Source organism: Xanthomonas hortorum (genome assembly GCF_024339125.1).
GTDB lineage: Bacteria > Pseudomonadota > Gammaproteobacteria > Xanthomonadales > Xanthomonadaceae > Xanthomonas > Xanthomonas hortorum.
Window position 1 is genome coordinate 4,306,689 of the sequence record NZ_CP101417.1, and the last position, 17,580, is coordinate 4,324,268.

Sequence of the window (17,580 nt, forward strand, 5' to 3'; positions counted from 1 at the left end):
ATTTTACCCTGAAAGCCTTCACGAAGACACAACGCAACCGCAATGCTGCGTTACGCGCGTGCCTCAGCCGGCTGCATCGGCCGCTTCCAGCGTGTTCTGCATCAACGTGGCGACCGTCATCGGCCCTACTCCACCCGGCACCGGCGTGATCCAGGCCGCGCGCTGCACGGCGGCGTCGAAACCGACATCGCCAACCAGACGCCCGTCTTCCAGCCGATTGATGCCCACATCGATCACCACCGCGCCCGGCTTGACCCATTCGCCCGGAATCAAACCCGGGCGACCCACCGCGACCACCAAAATGTCGGCGTTGCGCACGCTGGCTTCCAGCACCTCGGGCGGGGTGAACTTGTGGCAGCTGGTGACCGTGCAACCGGCGATCAGCAATTCCAGACCCATCGGCCGGCCCACGTGATTGCTCACGCCCACGATGGTCGCATTGCGCCCGCGCACCGGTTGGTCGGTATGCGCGAGCAAGGTCACGATGCCGCGCGGCGTGCACGGGCGCAGGCCGAATTCGCGCAGCGCCAGATGCCCCACATTCTGCGGATGAAAGCCATCCACGTCCTTGCGCGGGTCGATGCGCTGGATCAGGCGATTGGCGTCGGGAATGCCCGGCAGCGGCAGCTGGATCAGGATGCCGTGGATCTTGGGATCGGCGTTGAGCCGGTCGATCAGCCGCGCCAGTTCGGCCTCGCTGGTGCCCTGCGGCAAGTCGTAGTCGAAAGCCGCGATACCGACCTTCTCTGCCGCGCGCCGCTTGTTGCGCACATACACCGACGAGGCCGGATCGCCGCCCACCAGCACCACCGCCAACCCGGGGCGCGCCTTGCCGGTCGCCACGCGCGCATCCACCCGCAGCTTCAATCCGTCGAGCAGGTCCTCGGCAATGCGGCGGCCATCGAGGAGGCGGGCCGGAGCAGAGGCAGCTGGCGCGGAAACGGTCATGGGGCGTCAGGTGTAGAGTCGAAGGCCGTCTATTGTCCCCGATTCCGTCATGACCGACACCACCTCAACGCCCGATTCCATCACCACCTCTATCGAAGCGGCCGCATTTCGCCGTCTGTTGCAGCATCTCAACCAGGACCGCCTCGATGTGCAGAACATCGATCTGATGATCCTGGCCGGCTTCTGCCGCAATTGCCTGGGCGACTGGTACCGCGAAGCCGCCGAAGCGCACGGCCAACCGATGAGCAAGGATCAGGCTCGCGAAACGGTGTACGGCATGCCGTTTGCCGACTGGAAACAGCAGCATCAGAAGGACGCCACGCCCGAGCAGTTGGAAGCCTTTGCGGCCGCGCAACGCACGCACGGCTGAGTCGATCGGCTGGCGGCTGACGCATGGGCGCCGGCTACGTTGGCGCCCAATGTGTTTTCTCGACCAGCCAATGCAAGCGCAGCACTGAACACGTGTCGGCGCTCACCCTGCACACGTGGCTCAGTCGCGGGCCGCTTCTTCTACCTGATTGGCCTGCGGCACCGCATCGGGATTGAGCGTACGGCTTTCGCGCCGCGGCGGGGTAAATGGCGTGGGCTTGGGCACGGTCGGCGTGATATTGCCGTACATCAGCCCTGACACAGCACCGGCACGCGTGTTGCCGGCCGCAATCTCCAATTCGAAACGCTCCGCATCGCGACGCCGGATCTCGCGCGCGATGGTGACGGCCTCGTCCTCGTCAACGCCCAACTCGACCAGGGCCGCTTGACCGAACGCCACCGCCGACTCGAAGGTCTCGCGGATCTGGTAATCCACGCCGGCAGCGACCAACTGCAACGAATGCTCACGATCGTACGAGCGCACCAACAATCGGGCGTGCGGGAACTCGCGCGTTGCCAGCTCCACGATGCGATTGGCCGCCTCGCGGCTGTCGACGCACACCGCAATCGCGCGTGCGCTATGCGCACCGGACGCATGCAACACATCCAGCCGGGTGCCGTCGCCGTAGTAGATCTTGAAACCAAACTCCTCCGCGCTCTGGATCATCTCGATGTCGTTGTCGATGATGGTCACGTCCACATCGCGCGCCAGCAGCGACTGGCTGGCGACCTGGCCAAAGCGCCCGAACCCGATGATCAGCACGCTGCCGGTCTGGCCATTGACTGCTTCCACGCCCTCCAGCGACGGCTTGGCGGCTGGCGTCAGCCGGCGCTGCAGCAGCACGAACAACGGCGTCAGCGCCATCGACACCACCACGATCGCGGTCAGGCTGGCGTTGACCTGTGCATCGATGACGCCGGAAGCCGATGCCGCGGCAAACAGCACGAACGCGAACTCGCCGCCCTGCGCCATCAGCACGCCACGGTCCAGCGCCTGGCGATGGTCGCTGCGCATCAGCCGCGCCACCGCATAGATGCACACGCCCTTGCCCACCATCAAGGCCAGCACGCCGGCAACGATCAGCCGCCAATCCGCCGCAACCACGTGCAGGTCCAGGCTCATGCCGACGCCAAGGAAGAACAGCCCCAGCAAAATCCCGCGAAACGGCTCGATGTCCGCTTCGATCTGATGGCGGAAGGTGGATTCGGACAGCAGCACACCGGCCAGAAACGCCCCCATCGCCATCGACAACCCACCCACCTGCATCAACAGCGCCGCGCCCAGCACCACCAACAAGGCAGCCGCCGTCATCACCTCGCGTGCCTTGGACGCAGCCAGGATCCGAAACAAGGGATTGAGCAGCCAGCGCCCTGCCACCAATAACCCGACGATGCAGGCCAGACCGATGCCGATATCCTGCCAGCGCTGCGACGCCGCCTGCGGGTCACCGTTGGACCCCATCCAGGCCACGATCGCCAGCAGCGGCACGATCAACAGATCTTCGAACAGCAGAATCGCCACGATCTTTTGACCCGGCGGCAAGGCGACATCGCCACGCTCGGCCAGCAATTGCATCACCACCGCCGTGGAGGTCAGCACGAAGCCGGACGCGGCGACAAAGGCCACCGGCGGCGCAAAGCCGAGCAACATGCCGATGCCGGTCAGTACCAGCGTGCAAACGGCAATCTGCGCGGTCCCAAGACCGAAGATCTCCTTGCGCAGACTCCACAGGTGGGACGGCCGCATTTCCAGCCCGATCACGAACAGGAACATCACCACGCCCAACTCGGCCACATGCAGGATCGCCTGCGGCTCATCGAACAGCCCCAGGCCGAACGGACCAATCGCCAATCCCGCGGCCAGGTATCCCAACACCGAGCCCAGGCCGAGACGTCGGAATAACGGGATCGCAACGACGGCAGCGCCGAGCAGGACGACGACATTGATCAGTTCACTGGATTCGGCTGCTTGGCTCATGCCAAGGATTCTAGCGGCACAGGCTTGGCGCTGCCCTGCACCTGCGTGCGCATCGGTCGATCAGCCAGCGCTTCCACATCGATCTCGACCAGCACGTCGATCCTGATCTGCGACGCCCCAAATGACGAACGACGCCAGATGGCGTCGTTCGTGGATGCAGGCAATGGCCGAGCAATCAGCCGCGCGCGTCGGCCTCGGCCAATGCAGCACGCAGGATTTCCTTGGCCGGCCCACCATGCTTCTCGTGCTCGAGCGCGAAATGCACCGTGGCCTCGATCAGGCCGATGTGCGCGCCGCAATCGAAACGACGGCCTTCGAAGCGATACGCATCGACGGTTTCCTGCTGCAGCAGCCCGGCAATCGCATCGGTCAGCTGGATCTCGCCGCCTGCGCCTGCACCGGTTTCTTCGAGCAGTTCGAAGATCTTCGGGCTGAGCACGTAACGACCGACCACTGCCAGATTGCTCGGTGCCACTTCCGGCTTGGGCTTTTCGACGATGGCGTTAATACGCCCCTTGCGACCATCGAATGCATCGGTAGCCACGATGCCGTAACTGGCGGTCTTGTCATGCGGCACGTCTTCAACGGCGATGACGCTGCCGCCGGACGCTTCGGCCACATCGGCCATCTGGGTCAGCGCACCAGCACCGCGGTTCCAGATGAGATCGTCAGGCAACAACACCGCGAACGGCTCGTCGCCGACCACGGCCTTAGCGCACAGCACCGCATGACCCAGACCCAGTGCCTCGGCCTGCGTCACGAAAATGGCGCGCACGCCTTCGGGCAATGCATGACGCACCAGCTCCAGCTGTTCGAGCTTGCCGGCGCGCTCGAGCTTCTGCTCAAGCTCGTAGGCCTTGTCGAAGTAGTCGGCGATCGAGTGCTTGTAGCGATTGGTCACGAAGATCAGCGTATCGCAACCGGCCTGGATGGCCTCGTCGACGGCGTACTGGATCAACGGTTTGTCGATGATTGGCAGCATTTCTTTCGGCACCGTCTTGGTTGCCGGAAGAAAGCGGGTCCCAAGACCTGCGACGGGGAATACGGCCTTGCGAATACGCTTGCTCATTAAAGTCTTCTGACCTCACGTGCGGGGAATGGAACGACCGTATCAGATCGCGTGTCGACTTTCCGTCGAGCAGCCGCAAAATCCGGCATCAGACTGCCCAACACAGTCTCCATTGCCTTGATGTCATAGCGGTTAACCGCCTCACGCAAGCGCGTCACCAGCTGCAACACCTGCTCGTGCGAGAACTCGCGCACACCGGCTTCCAGGATCTTGGGATGCGCGGTGGGGCGATAGTCTTCGTCCGAATAGAACAGCGTTTCATGCAGCTTCTCGCCCGGACGCAAGCCGGTATAGAGAATCGCCACATCCTTGCCCGGCTGCTTGCCGGCAAGCCGAATCATCTGCTCGGCCAGCAAACGGATCGGCACCGGCTCGCCCATGTCCAATGTGTAGATCGCACCATGCGAAGCGGAGGCAGCGGCCTGCACCACCAACTGGCAGGCTTCGGGAATGGTCATGAAGTAACGCGTCACATCCGGGTGCGTCACCGTGACCGGCCCGCCCTGACGGATCTGCTCACGGAACAACGGCACCACGCTGCCGGCCGAATCCAGCACGTTGCCGAAGCGCACCGTGATGAAGCGCGTCGGCGCATCGCGGGCGTCAAGACTCTGGCAGATCATCTCGGCGTAGCGCTTGCTCGCGCCCAGCACATTGACCGGCTCGACGGCCTTGTCGGTCGAGATGAAGACGAAGGTCTCGATGCGCGCACGCTGACAGGCGCGCGCCACGTTCTCGGTTGCCAGCACGTTGTTGCGCACCGCTTCGCGCAACTGTTCTTCCAGCAACGGCACCTGCTTGTAGGCGGCGGCATGGAACACCGCATCCGGGGTCGCAGTGTTCAGCGCATACGCGACCACAGCCGGGTCGCCGCAATCGCCGAGCACGCGCACCACTTCGATATCGGGGAACAGCCGGCGCAGATCCGAATCGATGGTCAGCAATGCCAGCTCGTCGATTTCCAGCAGCACAATCCGACGCGCACCATGCCGCGCGCACTGGCGGCAGACTTCCGAGCCAATCGAACCGCCAGCACCGGTGACCATCACCGTCTTGTTGGTCAGCCAATCGCGGATCAGGCGCCAATCGGGCGTGACCGGCTTGCGATTGAGCAGGTCCTCGATCGCGACCTCCTTCAATTCGCCAGGCAAGGAGCGCCCTTCCAGCACATTGATCAGCTTGGGCACCATACGGAACGGCAAACCGGTGCTTTCGCAGATCGCCACCACGCGCTGCATCCCCGAAGCATCCAGCGACGGGATCGCGATCACCAGCAACTTGGCCGCCGTCTCCTTGGCGATCGATGCGGCCTGATCCAGGTTACCCAGGACGTTGAGGCCCTGGATCTTGGCGCCATGCAGATTGCTGGCGTCGTCCAGATACCCGACCGGTACGAACGTGCCGCTACGACGAAGATCGCGCACCAGCCCTTCGGCAGCGCGACCGGCGCCCAGGATCAACACGCGCTGCGCGGCATCGCCGGAATGCGCGATCTGATAATCCTTCCAGGCGCGATACAGCAGCCGCGGCGTCCCCAGCAATGCCGACAGCGCGAACGGATAGACCACCAGCACAGACAGCGGCACCCCATCCAGGCGGTCGTAAGACAGCGCCAGCACGATCGCGACCAGGCCAAGGAAACTGGACTTGAAGATATTCCACAGGTCCGGCACCGAGGCGAATCGCCACAGCCCGCGATACAGCCCCATCTTCCAGAACACCAGTCCCTGCGCGACCAGCACCACCGCAGTGCGCCAATCCCACAGTGGAAGGTCGGGCGCGTCGCGCAGCATGGAGTAGCGGCCGGCATGCAGCAGTTGCCAGCACACCCAGACCATCAACAGGTCGTGCAGCACGACTGCCGCTTGCGGCAACACTTTGGTCAAACGGTCACGCCAGGAAATCATAAAAGTCCATTACTCAGGAATTGCGCAGTCCATCGCGCAGAAAGTGCCAGATCGCGGTAGCACCCGCAGCCCAGGTCAGGGCACCGACCACCTGCATGCAAACCGGATCATGACGAATTAACACATACAAGCAGAACGCAGCGACGCTGAAAGCGAAATAAACACCCGTTACCGGAACGTGCGTCTCAAGCCGGCGTGCAAGTCGTTGATAGACGTGCTGAGCATGCGGCTCCCACCAACGTTGCCCGGCGAGCATGCGAGACAGCAACGTGAAGCCTGCGTCTACGAGAAATGCGGTCAATGGCAGCCAACCGATCCACCAGCTCACCTGCCCCGTCGCTACGGTGAGTGCGAGCAACGCGGCCAGCACATATCCCAGCGCGCCACTGCCGCCATCGCCCAGAAAAATGCGCGCGCGCGGAAAATTGAACGGCAAGAACCCCAGGCAGGACGCCGCAACTGCAAGACCCGCCCATGCCCATGCGCCGGGTAGGACAAACGCAAATGCCAACGCCGCCAAGGCCGCCTGGCTGGAAGCCAGACCGTTGATGCCGTCCATGAAATTCCAGACGTTGATCAACACGACAGACGCCACTGCGCTGAGCACGCCATCCCAGACATTGCCAGTGGAGTGACTGACCAAGACTCCCAACGACGCCGATGCCGTCAGATGGATCGCAAAACGCAGCCTGGCCGACAGTGGACGATGGTCGTCCCACCAACCCACGCCCGCCACCAGTACCAGCCCGACGGCGAACCAGCCAATGACCATGCGAGCAGCCGGCCAGAACACCGTGGCAGCGATGCAACCCAGCAGGATTGCCGCCACGATCGCCATGCCACCGCCACGCGGGGTCGCGATCACATGACTGCGGCGCTCGCCCGGCTGATCCAGCAGGCGGCGATGCAAGGCATAACGGCGCAACAGCCAAGTTCCCAGCGCTGCGACCACCAGGTGCGACAGGCACCACAGCCAGACCTGCGGCATTAGACCACCGCGTAGTTCAACAGCGGTTTGACCGTGCCCCATTCCTTGCAGCTCGGGCATTGCCAGTGATGCGTCTTGGCGCCGAAGCCGCAGCGGGTGCAGCGGTAGCTTGGGTTACGTACCAGCAGCTGGTCGGTGATGTGCTTGAGATCCTGCAGCGTGCCAACCGGGTCGCTGCCTTCAGCCAGGGTGAGATCGATCAACGCCGATTCGCCACGTACCGACGGCCGATCCTTGAGCTGGCGCCCCAGGTACGCCAACGCAGGCGCCACCCCATCCTGCGCTTCCATCAACTGGGTCAGCGCCAAGACCGGTGCGATGCCGCGATAGTGCTCGGTCATCTCCGACAGGAAGTTGCGCGCGCCAGCAATGTCGCCGACACGGCGATAGGCCGCCATCAATGCAGGAATGATTTCCGGCAGGTATTCCGGGTCATGCCGCGCCGCTCGTTCGAATGCGCGTACCGCCGCTTCGTCATGACCGCGCTCGGCTTCGATACGGCCTTCCAGAATGCCCGCACGCACGGACGTACCGTCGGCCTGGTAGGCACGGGCGACGGCCTGCAGCGCCTCGTCGGTCTTGCTCGAACCGCGATAGCGATCGGCCAGCTCACACTCGAATTGGGAAATCAGCTTGCCCATCGGCTCGCCGGTGACTTCTTCGTAGCGGGTGGCGTTGTCGATCGCTTTTTCCCAATCGCGCTCGGCCTGATAGATGCCAATCAGGTGCCGCAATGCCTGTGGCGCGCGTTGATCCAGCTGCGCCAACTCGGTGAAGACTGTTTCGGCGCGATCCAGCAGACCGGACTTCATGTAGTCCTCGCCCAGCGCCAGCAAGGCCTGCACACGCTGCTGATCGGTCAGGTCGGCGCGCTGCACCAGCCCCTGATGCAAACGAATCGCACGATCGACTTCACCACGACGACGGAACAGATGCCCCAGCGCGACCTGCGTTTCGAAGGTTTCCTTGTCCAGTTCGGCGATGTGCAGAAACAGCTCGATCGCCTTGTCCGGCTGCTCGTTGAGCAGATAGTTCAGACCGCGAAAGTAGGTACTGGAGAGACGACTGACCTGCGTATCGCCGTGGCGCTGACCGCCACGACGGCCGACGATCCACCCGCCCAGTGCTGCCAGCGGCACAAACAGGAAGAACCAGATCCACTCGGTCAGAAATTCCATACGTACTTACAGTCCATCGATGGGGCGCGTCTGGACTGCGGCAGGCGCAACGGGCCCGGCGTCGACGCGACTGACCGCAACAGCCTTGTTGGCCTGGCGCAATCTGGAATAGAGGGGAATAACCACACTGACCAGCACCATGCCGGCACCGATCAACACACCGACCAGCAGCGCGACGATGATCGCGACCCCGGAGGTCGTGTGCACACTTGAGAACAGGAAATCGAGAGTGACATCCTGGGAATTGACCGCACCGATGATCAGACCGGCCAGCAGGAAGGCCAACATCACCAGCAAGCGAAACACCTTCATGGACAGACTCCGTCGGGAAGGGGCCTAGCTTAACCGAGCCGACATAAACACAGCGGTAGAACGATCTTCAATCTGCCGTATCGGCCAGATCGACGGGCACCACGGAGCTGACACGCTCACGTAATTCCTTGCCCGGCTTGAAGTGCGGAACATGCTTGCCCGGCAGCGCAACCGATTCGCCGGTCTTGGGATTACGCCCCAGACGTGGCGGACGGTAATGCAGCGAAAAACTGCCGAACCCACGGATTTCGATCCGATCACCATCGGAGAGCGCTTGCCCCATCATTTCCAGCAGCGACTTGACTGCCAGATCCACGTCGTCCGACTTCAGATGCGCTTGGCGTTGCGCCAGGATTTCAATCAATTCGGACTTGGTCATGGGAAGACTTGCTTTTTTCGACTGACACATCGGAATCGGCCCGGGGCAAGCCCGGGCCGATCCATCACGCTCTTGCGAGCGCTACGCGCTTACTCGGACTTGTTGCTGTTCAACTGTGCACGCAGCAGCGCGCCCAGCTGAGTCATGCCGCCCGACGCTGCGGAAGAGGACTGGTATTCCTCCATCGTTTCGCGCATTTCGGCATCGTCCTTGGCCTTGATCGACAGCTGCAGGGTGCGGCCCTTACGGTCCATGCCCACGAACTTGGCTTCGATCTTGTCGCCGACCTTCAGGTGCTGGGTCGCGTCGTCGACGCGCTCGTTGGCGATGTCGCGTGCAGCGACATAGCCTTCGATGCCGTCGGCCAGGTCGATCGTGGCGCCCTTGGCGTCCACTTCACGCACCACGCCTTCGACCTTCGAACCCTTCGGGTTGGACGCCATGTACTGGCCGAACGGATCCTGCTCCAGCTGCTTGACGCCCAGGCTGATGCGCTCACGTTCCGGGTCCACTGCCAGCACAACGGCTTCCAGCGTGTCGCCCTTCTTGTAGTTGCGCACGACATCTTCGCCGGTGGTGTTCCAGCTGATGTCGGACAGGTGCACCAGACCGTCGATGCCGCCGTCCAGACCGATGAAGATGCCGAAGTCGGTGATCGACTTGATCTGACCGGACACCTTGTCGTTCTTCTTGTGGGTGGCAGCGAAGGTTTCCCACGGATTGGCGGCAACCTGCTTCATGCCCAGCGAGATGCGGCGACGCTCCTCGTCGACATCCAGCACCATCACTTCGACTTCGTCACCAACCTGCACAACCTTGGACGGGTTGACGTTCTTGTTGGTCCAATCCATCTCGGAGACGTGCACCAGACCTTCGACGCCCGGCTCGATCTCGACGAATGCGCCGTAATCGGTGACGTTGGAGACCTTGCCGAACACGCGGCTGTTGGCCGGGTAACGACGGGCGATGTTGTCCCACGGATCTTCGCCCAGCTGCTTCAGGCCGAGGCTGACGCGGTTACGCTCGCGATCGAACTTCAACACGCGCACGTCGAGCTCGTCGCCGACATTGACGACTTCGGACGGATGGCGCACGCGCTTCCAGGCCATGTCGGTGATGTGCAGCAGACCGTCGATACCGCCCAGGTCCACGAATGCGCCGTAATCGGTCAGGTTCTTGACGACACCCTTCAAGATCGCGCCTTCCTGCAGCTTGTCCATCAGCTGCTCGCGCTCTTCCGAATGCTCGCTCTCGACCACTGCACGACGCGAAACCACCACGTTGTTGCGCTTGCGGTCCAGCTTGATCAGCTTGAACTCGAGTTCCTTGCCTTCCAGGTAGGCCGGGTCGCGCACCGGGCGCACATCCACCAGCGAACCAGGCAGGAACGCGCGAACATCCTTGATGTCCACGGTGAAACCACCCTTGACCTTGCCGCTGATGCGCCCGGTGATGGTTTCGTTCTTTTCCAACGCCTCTTCCAGCTCGTCCCACACCATTGCGCGCTTGGCCTTCTCGCGCGACAGCACGGTCTCACCGAAGCCGTTCTCGATGGAATCGAGGGCAACCTTGACTTGGTCGCCTACGCCGACATCGATCTCGCCAGCGTCATTACGGAACTGCTCGATCGGCACGATGCCTTCGGACTTCAAGCCAGCGTTGATCACCACCACGTCGCCGCGCACTTCCACGACGGTACCGGTGACGATCGAGCCCGGCTTCAGCTTCGCCAGATTGGCTTGACTGGCTTCGAACAGTTCAGCAAAAGATTCTGTCATTTGAATTTTACTCAGTTGAACACACGGGCGTTGATCGTCGGATTGCGACAGATACGAGCCGCCCAGCCTGTTGGTCGACTCCGGACAGCGAGTCGGTTAAGTAGTCATAGAACCGCCACACGGGATGTGCGGCAGAGCCTTGGAACGCCTTACGGTCGGCGGGACGTGCCCGCTTGCGGAACGCTTACGACGACGTGCGAGCGGCTAACAACCCGACCACACACTGGACGACATCTTCGATTCCCATCCCGCTGGTATCGATCAGCACGGCGTCTTCGGCCGGCCGTAATGGCGCCACCACCCGCTGCGCATCACGCGCATCGCGAGCCATGATCTCGCGCAGCAGGTCGTCAAAGATAACCGAAACACCCTTTTCCATCAACTGTTTATGGCGACGGCCCGCACGTTCCTCGGCACTGGCGGTCAGAAAGATCTTGAATGCGGCATCCGGGAAGATCACCGTGCCCATATCGCGCCCATCGGCAACCAGGCCGGGCGCTCGCCTGAATGCGCGTTGGCGCTCTTTCAGGGCACTGCGCACCTCGGGAATGGCCGCAATTGCAGAGGCCAGCGCACCGGTCGTTTCCAGGCGCAACTCGCTGGTGGCGTCCACGCCATTGACCAGCACCCGCAGCCCCGCCTCGCCTGCGTCATCGAATTCGACCTTGGTGTCGAAGGTGCAACGCACCAGCGCCGCCGGGTCGGACACGTCCAGATCGGCCCAACTCGCTGCAACACCGACGGCGCGGTACAGTGCGCCCGAATCGAGGTAGTGCCAGCCCAACCGCGCGGCCACGATCCGGCTCACGGTGCCCTTGCCGGCACCGGAGGGTCCGTCGATGGTGAGGACGGGCGAAAGGTCGGTCATTCAGGTTTCCGGAAGGTAATGAAGCGACCAGTGTAGCGCCGCTCGCAGCGATTCGGATGCAACCACTTGAAAGCACGACGAAAAGCCGGTTAGAATTGCCGGCTTAATTCCGGGTGCACCCTCGATAGCGGGCACTCTTCCATCGAATCCAACCGTTTACGCCGAGGTGTGCCATGAAAGTCCTGTCCTCCCTGAAGTCTGCGAAGACCCGTCACCGCGACTGCAAGGTGGTCCGCCGCCGTGGCAAGGTGTTCGTGATCTGCAAGTCGAACCCGCGTTTCAAGGCGCGTCAGCGCTAAACCTTTGCTGCGCGTGCAAGACCCGAGAAAGCCGCCTTCGGGCGGTTTTTTCTTGGCCGATGTTTCCTGGCCGATGGAGACTTCACGGGCATCGTCTTGACGGACACCGTGATGCGCTTGGGTGCGGCGGTCGAGGACGCCCCGGCGCAGCGTGCCGGAACCTGCACGTCGTCATCGGGCCCAGCACTGGCACCAACGCCTGACCTGGTTTTTTGCTGTAATCACCACTCGAAGTCTTGTCCACTGGGGAGTAGATGACATGCGCAACCGTTTGTTTGTGATGCCGCCGATCATGCTGGCAATCGCGCTGATGGGGATCAGTGCCGTTGCCTCGGCCGACACACTGTTGGTCGATCGTGCAAAGCAAAAGCCCGCCGCCGCCCTGCCCTTGCGTGGCGACAGCATGAGCCAGGTCGAAGGCCGTTACGGCGCGCCGCAGGAAAAGTTGGATCCGCGCGGTGGTCAGAAGCGTCAGTGGCCGACCATCCATCGCTGGGTGTATCCGGCTTTTACCGTGTATTTCGAAAAGAGCCGGGTGATCGACGTGGTGGCCAATCAGGCCGATGCGAACGAGATCGGGCCCAAGCCGCTTTGATGCGAGTCCCTCGCAAGAGCCCGCACATCCATGTGCGGGGATTGAATTAACAGCCTGGGCTCGCTTGGGTATCGATAGGTAATTTTCAGGTATGACCGACAGCGTTCGCTTTCCTGCCGAGTGGGAACCTCAATCCGCCGTATTGATCGCGTGGCCGCATGCGGGCACCGATTGGGCCGAGCGTCTGGCCGAGGTGGAAGAGACCTATATCGCGCTGGTGACGGCGATTTCCCGTTTCGAGCCGGTGATCGTGTGCGTGGCCGATGACGACCTGCAGATCTACGCGGAAGCGCGGCTGCGCTCGGCACGGGTGGACATGGCGCGGGTGCGCTTCGTGGTTGCAGCCTACAACGACACCTGGCTGCGCGATTCGGGCCCGATCACGCTGCGCCAGGACGGCGGTTTCCGCCTGATGGATTTCCGCTTCACCGGCTGGGGCGGCAAGTTCGAGGCCAGCCTGGACGATCAGCTGGTCACCTCGCTGGATGCGGCGCAGGTATTCGTGCCCTCGCAGGTGCAGACGGTGGACTTCGCGCTGGAAGGCGGCGCGATCGAGACCGATGGTGCGGGCACCTTGCTGACCACCTGGAAGTGCCTGCACGAGCGGCATCCGCAGCGCACGCGCGATTCGCTGAGTGCCGATCTTGCCGCGTGGCTGGCGCAGGACCGCGTGCTGTGGCTGGATCACGGCTATCTGGAAGGCGACGACACCGACGCGCATATCGATACGCTGGCGCGCTTCGCCGGCCCGGATGCGATCGTCTACCAGGGCTGCGACGTGGCCAACGATTCGCATTACACCGAACTGCAGGCGATGGGCGCCGAACTGGCTGCGTTGCGCAAGGCCGATGGGCAGCCGTATCGGCTGTTCGTGTTGCCGTGGGCCGAGCCGATCCTGGATCAGGGCCGGCGTCTGGCCGCCTCGTACGCCAACTTCCTGATCGTCAACGGGGCGGTGCTGATGCCGGCTTACGGCGACAAGGCCGATGCGGGCGCGCAGGCGGTGCTGGCCGAGGCGTTTCCGCAGCACGTCATCGTGCCGGTGCCGTGCCGCCCATTGATCTGGCAGAACGGCAGCCTGCACTGTCTGACCATGCAGCTGCCCGCCGGTCTGCTGGCTGCCTGAGTCACTCCTGTTCCGGCCGGCAGGCCGGTGTTACACCATCGCGCGCTACCTTAGTGCGTCACTACGCTGGACGAATCGCCATGACCCGTCATCTCCTTCCCGTCGCGCTGATCCAGGAGCGCAACCACGGCGACGCCGCGGCCAATCTGGCCATCATCGAATCGCGCGTGGCCGAAGCCGCCGCTCAGGGCGCCAAGCTGGTGCTGCTGCAGGAACTGCACAACGGTGCGTATTTCTGCCAGCACGAGTCGGTGGACGAATTCGACCTGGCCGAGCCGATCCCCGGCCCCAGCACCGAGCGGCTGGGCGCGCTGGCCAAGCAGCACGGCGTGGTGCTGGTGGCCTCGTTGTTCGAGCGCCGCGCGGCCGGGCTGTATCACAACACGGCGGTGGTGTTCGAAAAGGACGGCCGCCTGCTCGGCAAGTACCGCAAGATGCATATCCCCGACGACCCGGGTTTTTACGAGAAGTTCTACTTCACGCCGGGCGATCTGGGTTTCGCTCCGATCGATACTTCGGTGGGTCGTCTCGGCGTGTTGGTGTGCTGGGATCAGTGGTACCCCGAGGCTGCGCGCCTGATGGCGCTGGCCGGTGCAGAACTGTTGCTCTACCCCACCGCGATCGGCTGGGATCCGGACGATCAGCAACCCGAACAGGAGCGTCAGCGCGATGCATGGGTGCTCAGCCATCGCGGCCATGCAGTGGCCAACGGGGTGCCGGTGCTGTCGTGCAACCGCGTGGGGCATGAGCCTTCGCCGATGGGCGCCTCGGGCATCCAGTTCTGGGGCAACAGCCATGTGCTGGGGCCGCAGGGCGAGTTCATCGCCGAAGCCGGACAGGACCCGACGGTGCTGGTATGCGATGTCGATCTGCAGCGCAGCGAGCATGTGCGGCGCATCTGGCCGTTCCTGCGCGATCGCCGCATCGATGCGTATGGCGATCTGCTCAAGCGTTACATCGACTGACCGCATGCCTGTCGAGGTACGCGAGGTCCGCGAGGCGGACATCCCGGCGATCACCGCGATCTATGCGGAGCAGATCGCCGGGGTCAACAGCTACGAATACAGCGCGCCGTCGAGCGACGAGATGCGCACGCGGGTGCGCGCCACCGTGGATGCGGGATATCCGTATCTGGTCGCCGAACGCGATGCTGCGGTGGTCGGTTATGCCTATGCTGGCGCGTACCGCGCACGCTCGGGGTATCGCTGGACCGTGGAGAATTCGATCTACCTTGCCTGCAACATGCAAGGACGTGGCATCGGCAAGGCCTTGTTGGGCGAGCTGATCGCACGCTGTGAACAACGCGGCTATCGACAGATGATTGCAGTGATCGGCGATGCCGAGAATCAGGCATCGCGACGGCTGCACGAACGTTTTGGTTTTCGCACGGTCGGAGTGTTCACCGGAATCGGCCGCAAGCATGGCCGCTGGCTGGACGGTTTGCAGATGCAACGCCCGCTCGGCCCCGGTGACACCGCCCCTCCTTCTGATGAATGACCCCATGACTGAGCAGACCACCCACGTTCTGGACGATGCGCTGTCCGGCCAGCCGCACCGCATCGTCGAGCGCGACGGCGTGCGCTACACCTTGCTCGGCACTGCGCATGTCTCGCTGGCCAGCGTGGCTGCGGTGCAGCGGGCGATCGGCAGCGGGCGCTACGATGCGGTGGCGGTGGAATTGGATGCACAGCGCCTGCAGGCGCTCAGCGACCCGGACGCCCTCGCCCGCCTGGACCTGGTGCAGGTGATCCGCAAGGGCCGCGTGGCCTTGTTCGCTGCAAACCTTGCCTTGGCGGCTTATCAGCGCCGCCTGGCCAAGCAGCTCGGCATCGAGCCGGGTGCGGAATTGAAGGAGGCGGTCAATCTGGCGCGCGCACAAGGCTTGCCGGTGCATCTGATCGATCGCGAGGTCGGCCTGACCTTCAAGCGCGCCTCCGGGCGGCTGGGATTCTTCGGCAAGATGAAGCTGGCCGGCGGTCTGCTGAGCGGCCTGTTCGCCGCCGATGAGGTGGGCGAAGAGGAAATCGAAAAGCTCAAGCAAGGCGACATGCTGGAAGCGAGCTTCGGCGATTTTGCCAGCGAAAGCCCGGAGCTGTACGAGACCGTGATTGCCGAGCGCGATCAGTACATGGCTGCGCGTCTGCGCGAGGAAGCCAACGCCGGTCAGCACGAGGTGCTGGCGGTGGTCGGCGCGGGACATCTGGCCGGGCTTGCACGTCATCTGGAACAGGACACCGATGCACCCGGCCCGCTGCGCGAGTCGCTGGAATACGTGCAGCAACGCAAGCGCGTTCCGTGGATCACGCTGGGCGTGCTGGCGGTCATCATCGTTGGCATCGGGATCGGTTTCTGGCGCGGCGGCCTGAGCATGGGAGCCGATTTGTTGTTGCAATGGGCGATGTACACCGGCGGTATGGCGGCGCTGGGCTGTCTGCTGGCCGGCAGTCATCCGTTGAGCATTTTGACCGCTGCGGTGGTCGCGCCGTTCAAGCCGTTCCGGTTGAGCGTACCGACCGGTGCGTTCGCAGCGTTGGTCGAGGTGCATATGCGCAAGCCGGCCTATGGCGATTTCCTGACGCTGCGCGACGATGCGCAGACCTTGCGCGGCTGGTACCGCAATCGCGTCTCGCGTGTGGTGCTGACGTTCTTGCTGACCAACTTCGGCAGCATGGCCGGTGTGTGGCTGGCGGGTGTGCAGATCTTCAATCGTCTGCATGGTTGATTGCGGCGGCGATGCGTTGCGCCGCAATCCGCGAAACATCCGTTGCCTTCCGTAGGAGCGCCCCTGGGCGCGATGGGGTTTTACCGGCAAAGCCCATCGCGCCCAGGGGCGCTCCTACGAGAGCTGGAGCACACGCCAGGTTACGGGGCGGCAGGTGCGCCTGGCGCTAGCTGCAAACGCACCCACACGCCGTAGTGGTCCGAGGCCCAGCGGCCTTCGGCGTACGGCGCGTCGAACAGGATGCGCGCTTCACGGGCCAGCAGGCGGTTTTGCTGGAAGAACACGTGGTCGATCCGCGCCGGCTTGTCGAATACGTGTAGGTTCAAGGTGCTGACCGTGGCGTCGCTGTTGCGATGCACGCTGCCGTAGCTGTCGCCATAGCCCTTGCGTAGCGCTTCCAGATCGAGGGCATCGGCGGCGGTGTTGAAATCGCCAGCAATCACGACTGGGGCTTGATCGCTGTTGGAGGCAATGAAGTCCAGCAGGTCGGCCACCTGGCGCGTGCGCGTGGCAGTGCCGCGCGCATCGGCGCGTTCGTTGAGATGGGTGACGTAGACGTTGACCGGCTGGCCGTCGACATCGACCTGCAAATGCGCGGCGACGCGGTAATCGTCCAAGGGCTGCAACAGGCGCTGATGCATGGCCAGCACTTTACGCCGGCTCAACAACGCATTGCCGTAGCGCTTGGGCGCGCCGACCGGATCGACCGAGGCGAAGGTGTAGTCGTACCCGAGCTTGCGTGCCAGCCAGGCAGCCTGGTTTTCCACGCTGCTCCGCCGTTCGATCACTTCCTGCAGCGCGATCACATCCGGCGCCAGTTGCTTGAGCTGTTTGGCGATGTAGGCGCGACGTGCCGGCCAGTCTTCGCGGTCGTGATGCAGGTTGAGCGTGACCAGGGTCATTTCGCGCTGCACCGCGCCCGGAGACTGCGCTGCCCGGGATGCGCGTGCTATGTGATCGGTCTTGTCTACCTGTGCGGGTTGCGCAGCCTGCACGGCGTGGGTGGCCTGCGTGGCGTGTGCAGCAACAGAACACAGCAGCAGTGCAGCCAACACGACCGGCCA

The 17,580-nt window shown here is 63.4% G+C and carries 18 protein-coding genes; 7 read left to right on the plus strand and 11 right to left on the minus strand.

Going from position 1 to position 17,580, the window contains the following annotated elements:
* Positions 1–63: 63 nt before the first annotated feature.
* Positions 64–948, minus strand: coding sequence for a bifunctional methylenetetrahydrofolate dehydrogenase/methenyltetrahydrofolate cyclohydrolase FolD (gene folD / locus NMB96_RS18440; protein ID WP_023904139.1), 885 nt, complete (start codon positions 946–948; stop codon positions 64–66).
* A 49-nt stretch (positions 949–997) separates the two neighbouring features.
* On the opposite strand from folD, the gene NMB96_RS18445 reads away from it, so the two are divergent.
* Positions 998–1,318: a DUF1244 domain-containing protein gene (locus NMB96_RS18445; RefSeq protein WP_255085377.1), complete on the plus strand. Its 321-nt coding sequence runs from the start codon at positions 998–1,000 to the stop codon at positions 1,316–1,318.
* 120 nt (positions 1,319–1,438) lie between these two features.
* Here NMB96_RS18445 and NMB96_RS18450 read toward each other — a convergent pair whose 3' ends face one another.
* The 9 genes from NMB96_RS18450 to cmk form a co-directional block, all read right to left on the minus strand.
* Complete coding sequence (locus NMB96_RS18450; RefSeq protein ID WP_255085378.1) at positions 1,439–3,295, minus strand: monovalent cation:proton antiporter-2 (CPA2) family protein; 1,857 nt, start codon at positions 3,293–3,295, stop codon at positions 1,439–1,441.
* A 175-nt stretch (positions 3,296–3,470) separates the two neighbouring features.
* Entirely contained in the window at positions 3,471–4,364 is an 894-nt protein-coding gene (gene galU, locus NMB96_RS18455; RefSeq protein ID WP_006451184.1) for a UTP--glucose-1-phosphate uridylyltransferase GalU, read from the minus strand.
* Positions 4,364–6,271 carry a polysaccharide biosynthesis protein gene (locus tag NMB96_RS18460; RefSeq protein ID WP_006451183.1) on the minus strand — a complete coding sequence of 636 codons (1,908 nt, stop codon included), beginning with the start codon at positions 6,269–6,271 and terminating at the stop codon, positions 4,364–4,366. The genes galU and NMB96_RS18460 overlap by 1 nt, the downstream gene beginning before the upstream one ends.
* 13 nt (positions 6,272–6,284) lie before the next feature.
* Positions 6,285–7,259, minus strand: coding sequence for an MraY family glycosyltransferase (locus NMB96_RS18465; RefSeq protein WP_023904143.1), 975 nt, complete (start codon positions 7,257–7,259; stop codon positions 6,285–6,287).
* On the minus strand, positions 7,259–8,437 hold the full coding sequence (lapB, locus tag NMB96_RS18470; protein ID WP_006451181.1) for a lipopolysaccharide assembly protein LapB: 1,179 nt from the start codon (positions 8,435–8,437) through the stop codon (positions 7,259–7,261). The genes NMB96_RS18465 and lapB overlap by 1 nt, the downstream gene beginning before the upstream one ends.
* A 6-nt stretch (positions 8,438–8,443) precedes the next feature.
* Positions 8,444–8,749: a lipopolysaccharide assembly protein LapA domain-containing protein gene (locus tag NMB96_RS18475; protein ID WP_006451180.1), complete on the minus strand. Its 306-nt coding sequence runs from the start codon at positions 8,747–8,749 to the stop codon at positions 8,444–8,446.
* A 67-nt stretch (positions 8,750–8,816) separates the two neighbouring features.
* Entirely contained in the window at positions 8,817–9,128 is a 312-nt protein-coding gene (locus NMB96_RS18480; protein ID WP_006451179.1) for an integration host factor subunit beta, read from the minus strand.
* A gap of 89 nt (positions 9,129–9,217) precedes the next feature.
* The gene (rpsA, locus tag NMB96_RS18485; RefSeq protein ID WP_023904145.1) at positions 9,218–10,906 is read right to left on the minus strand and encodes a 30S ribosomal protein S1; all 1,689 of its coding nucleotides are present in this window, start codon (positions 10,904–10,906) and stop codon (positions 9,218–9,220) included.
* 184 nt (positions 10,907–11,090) lie between these two features.
* Entirely contained in the window at positions 11,091–11,774 is a 684-nt protein-coding gene (gene cmk / locus NMB96_RS18490; protein WP_023904146.1) for a (d)CMP kinase, read from the minus strand.
* A gap of 173 nt (positions 11,775–11,947) precedes the next feature.
* On the opposite strand from cmk, the gene ykgO reads away from it, so the two are divergent.
* The 6 genes from ykgO to NMB96_RS18520 all read left to right on the plus strand — a co-directional run bounded on the left by ykgO (position 11,948) and on the right by NMB96_RS18520 (position 16,516).
* Complete coding sequence (gene ykgO, locus NMB96_RS18495; protein WP_005913193.1) at positions 11,948–12,073, plus strand: type B 50S ribosomal protein L36; 126 nt, start codon at positions 11,948–11,950, stop codon at positions 12,071–12,073.
* A 259-nt stretch (positions 12,074–12,332) separates the two neighbouring features.
* On the plus strand, positions 12,333–12,668 hold the full coding sequence (locus NMB96_RS18500; RefSeq protein WP_104550831.1) for a hypothetical protein: 336 nt from the start codon (positions 12,333–12,335) through the stop codon (positions 12,666–12,668).
* 91 nt (positions 12,669–12,759) lie between these two features.
* Positions 12,760–13,794 (plus strand): agmatine deiminase family protein, encoded by a 1,035-nt coding sequence (locus tag NMB96_RS18505; protein ID WP_023904148.1) that lies wholly within the window; start codon positions 12,760–12,762, stop codon positions 13,792–13,794.
* Between the two features lie 80 nt (positions 13,795–13,874).
* A complete protein-coding gene (locus NMB96_RS18510) occupies positions 13,875–14,759 on the plus strand; it encodes a carbon-nitrogen hydrolase (RefSeq protein ID WP_023904149.1) in 885 nt (294 codons plus the stop codon).
* A gap of 4 nt (positions 14,760–14,763) precedes the next feature.
* Positions 14,764–15,291 (plus strand): GNAT family N-acetyltransferase, encoded by a 528-nt coding sequence (locus NMB96_RS18515; RefSeq protein WP_023904150.1) that lies wholly within the window; start codon positions 14,764–14,766, stop codon positions 15,289–15,291.
* Positions 15,284–16,516: a TraB/GumN family protein gene (locus tag NMB96_RS18520; RefSeq protein ID WP_023904151.1), complete on the plus strand. Its 1,233-nt coding sequence runs from the start codon at positions 15,284–15,286 to the stop codon at positions 16,514–16,516. The genes NMB96_RS18515 and NMB96_RS18520 overlap by 8 nt, the downstream gene beginning before the upstream one ends.
* A 140-nt stretch (positions 16,517–16,656) precedes the next feature.
* Here NMB96_RS18520 and NMB96_RS18525 read toward each other — a convergent pair whose 3' ends face one another.
* Positions 16,657–17,568 (minus strand): endonuclease/exonuclease/phosphatase family protein, encoded by a 912-nt coding sequence (locus NMB96_RS18525; protein ID WP_043889800.1) that lies wholly within the window; start codon positions 17,566–17,568, stop codon positions 16,657–16,659.
* Positions 17,569–17,580: the final 12 nt, after the last annotated feature.

What these genes read in the sequence shown, in the direction of transcription:
- NMB96_RS18480 (WP_006451179.1), bottom strand. Translation starts at nt 9,128, where the DNA reads ATGACCAAGTCCGAATTGATTGAAATCCTGGCGCAACGCCAAGCGCAT.
- NMB96_RS18465 (WP_023904143.1), bottom strand. Translation starts at nt 7,259, where the DNA reads ATGCCGCAGGTCTGGCTGTGGTGCCTGTCGCACCTGGTGGTCGCAGCG.
- NMB96_RS18445 (WP_255085377.1), top strand. Translation starts at nt 998, where the DNA reads ATGACCGACACCACCTCAACGCCCGATTCCATCACCACCTCTATCGAA.
- folD (WP_023904139.1), bottom strand. Translation starts at nt 948, where the DNA reads ATGACCGTTTCCGCGCCAGCTGCCTCTGCTCCGGCCCGCCTCCTCGAT.
- NMB96_RS18515 (WP_023904150.1), top strand. Translation starts at nt 14,764, where the DNA reads ATGCCTGTCGAGGTACGCGAGGTCCGCGAGGCGGACATCCCGGCGATC.
- lapB (WP_006451181.1), bottom strand. Translation starts at nt 8,437, where the DNA reads ATGGAATTTCTGACCGAGTGGATCTGGTTCTTCCTGTTTGTGCCGCTG.
- NMB96_RS18510 (WP_023904149.1), top strand. Translation starts at nt 13,875, where the DNA reads ATGACCCGTCATCTCCTTCCCGTCGCGCTGATCCAGGAGCGCAACCAC.
- NMB96_RS18500 (WP_104550831.1), top strand. Translation starts at nt 12,333, where the DNA reads ATGCGCAACCGTTTGTTTGTGATGCCGCCGATCATGCTGGCAATCGCG.
- NMB96_RS18450 (WP_255085378.1), bottom strand. Translation starts at nt 3,295, where the DNA reads ATGAGCCAAGCAGCCGAATCCAGTGAACTGATCAATGTCGTCGTCCTG.
- NMB96_RS18475 (WP_006451180.1), bottom strand. Translation starts at nt 8,749, where the DNA reads ATGAAGGTGTTTCGCTTGCTGGTGATGTTGGCCTTCCTGCTGGCCGGT.
- NMB96_RS18505 (WP_023904148.1), top strand. Translation starts at nt 12,760, where the DNA reads ATGACCGACAGCGTTCGCTTTCCTGCCGAGTGGGAACCTCAATCCGCC.
- rpsA (WP_023904145.1), bottom strand. Translation starts at nt 10,906, where the DNA reads ATGACAGAATCTTTTGCTGAACTGTTCGAAGCCAGTCAAGCCAATCTG.
- ykgO (WP_005913193.1), top strand. Translation starts at nt 11,948, where the DNA reads ATGAAAGTCCTGTCCTCCCTGAAGTCTGCGAAGACCCGTCACCGCGAC.
- NMB96_RS18520 (WP_023904151.1), top strand. Translation starts at nt 15,284, where the DNA reads ATGAATGACCCCATGACTGAGCAGACCACCCACGTTCTGGACGATGCG.
- NMB96_RS18460 (WP_006451183.1), bottom strand. Translation starts at nt 6,271, where the DNA reads ATGATTTCCTGGCGTGACCGTTTGACCAAAGTGTTGCCGCAAGCGGCA.
- cmk (WP_023904146.1), bottom strand. Translation starts at nt 11,774, where the DNA reads ATGACCGACCTTTCGCCCGTCCTCACCATCGACGGACCCTCCGGTGCC.
- galU (WP_006451184.1), bottom strand. Translation starts at nt 4,364, where the DNA reads ATGAGCAAGCGTATTCGCAAGGCCGTATTCCCCGTCGCAGGTCTTGGG.